At 66.1% G+C, this 1353-nt stretch carries 2 protein-coding genes; both read right to left on the bottom strand.

The features are described from left to right. Positions 1-542, bottom strand: a 542-nt coding sequence (locus tag EOA60_RS33155; protein ID WP_164899777.1) for a substrate-binding domain-containing protein, incomplete at its 3' end; no start/stop codon positions are given. 93 nt (positions 543-635) lie between these two features. Further along, the coding region (locus tag EOA60_RS33160; RefSeq protein WP_164899778.1) for a sugar phosphate isomerase/epimerase at positions 636-1353 on the bottom strand (718 nt) is incomplete at its 5' end.

Here is a 1353-nt window from a genome sequence, read left to right on the forward strand (position 1 = left end):
TCGTGCTCGAACGGGCCGATCATGATCGCCTTGTCGCCGGCCTTGAGCTTGCCGAGCTTGAACGCCTCGGCGCCGAGCGCGCGGCCCTGCTGCTCCTGCTGCGCGCCGACATAGCCGCCGCCGAACGCTTCCACCACCTTCGGCACCGGCACGTTCTGGTACATCATCTTGATGCCGTCCTTATGCGCCTGCTCGGCCAGCGGCATGATCGCGGCATCGCCCGGATGGCCCATCATGGCGATGCCTTGCGGCTTGACCGCGACCGCCTCGCGCAATTGCTGCACCATCTTCTCGACATCCCACTGGGAGAAGATGTAGTCGACCTTCGGCCCAAGATCGGCCGCCGCCTGCTTGGCGCCATTGTAGACGATGGTGCCGAAGGCGTCGCCCTCGGCGCCGCCGACGAAGAAGCGGATATGGACGTCCTTGCACCATTGGGCGTCAAGCGCCTTTGCCGGCAAGGTGGAAATCGAGGCGCAGAGCGCCGCAGCAGCCGCCGCGACGGTCGAGCGCAGAACAGTCCTTCTCGTCGTGATGCTCATGCACGTTCCTCCCTTTTGGTCCCTCGCAACAGAGGGTTTCGACGATTGCTTCGGCCGTAGTCTTGGTGGCCGGCTCCTCCCGCCGGCCGGTCCTCACACCGGATTGGGCAGGTAGCTGGCTCCTCCCCTGCACTGCTTCAGATAGCCCAGCGCCCGCACCTGACCAGTCATCTCGAGGTCGCCGCGATAGACCGGGTCGTGCCAGCCTTCGATGTCGATGGCGCCCTTGTAGCCGGCCAGCCGCAATTCGCTGATCACCCGGGTCCAGTCGCTGTCGCCGAAGCCGGGGCTGCGCATCTGCACGAATGGCAGGCGTCCGAACACGCCGTGCTCGCGGATCACGTCCCAGCGCACGGTGGCGTCCTTGCCGTGGACGTGGAAGATACGCGGCGCCCATTTGCGAATCTGCGGAATCGGGTCGATCAGATAGACGAGCTGGTGGCAGGGCTCCCATTCGAGCCCGAGATTGTCGTCGGGCAATTCGTTGAACATCAGCTCCCAGGCGTCCGGGTTGTGGGCGATGTTCCAGTCGCCGCTCGCCCAGTTGCCGTCCATCGCACAGTTCTCGAAGGCGATGCGCACGCCCTTGTCGGCGGCGCGCCTGGCCAGCGGCCCCCAGACCTCGCGGAAGCGGGGCAGGCTGTCGGTCAGCGGTTTGCCGCGCAGCCGGCCGGTGAAGCCGCAGACCATCGTGGTGCCGAACAGATGTGCGTTGTCGATGACGGTCTCCCACGCCGCGAGCACGCCGCGGTCGACCTCGCCGTTCTCCAGCGGATTGCCGAACACGCCGATCGATGAGACGGCGACGTCC

The organism is Mesorhizobium sp. M1A.F.Ca.IN.020.06.1.1 (assembly GCF_004023265.1).
Taxonomy (GTDB): domain Bacteria; phylum Pseudomonadota; class Alphaproteobacteria; order Rhizobiales; family Rhizobiaceae; genus Mesorhizobium.